Source organism: Streptomyces sp. Y20, assembly GCF_043195475.1.
Lineage (GTDB): Bacteria > Actinomycetota > Actinomycetes > Streptomycetales > Streptomycetaceae > Streptomyces.
In genome coordinates, this window is sequence record NZ_JBIDDP010000065.1 from 1 (window position 1) to 247 (window position 247).

Sequence of the window (247 nt, forward strand, 5' to 3'; positions counted from 1 at the left end):
CGGCGAGCTGTACCGCAACGGCGCGGAGTGGAAGTTCCGCGCGGTGGGCCAGGGTTACGCCTCGGGCCTGGTGGGCATCGCCCAGGACTTCGGCGTGAACGTCTGACGCCCTCCGCGCGTCCGCCGGTGCCGTGCTCTCAGGGGTGGCGCGGCTTGCCGTCGCCGTACAGCCAGTCCTTCCAGATCTCGCCGAAGTCCTTGTCCGGGGCCTTCTTCTCCACGTACGCGGTGAACTCCGCGGTGCTCG

At 70.0% G+C, this 247-nt stretch carries 1 protein-coding gene; it reads left to right on the forward strand.

Annotated features, from left to right (window positions below; translation table 11 throughout):
* Nucleotides 1-106 (forward strand): TerD family protein (locus ACGFT1_RS35860; protein ID WP_373913169.1); only part of this gene is annotated, 106 nt, incomplete at its 5' end.
* Between the last annotated feature and the right edge of the window lie 141 nt (nucleotides 107-247).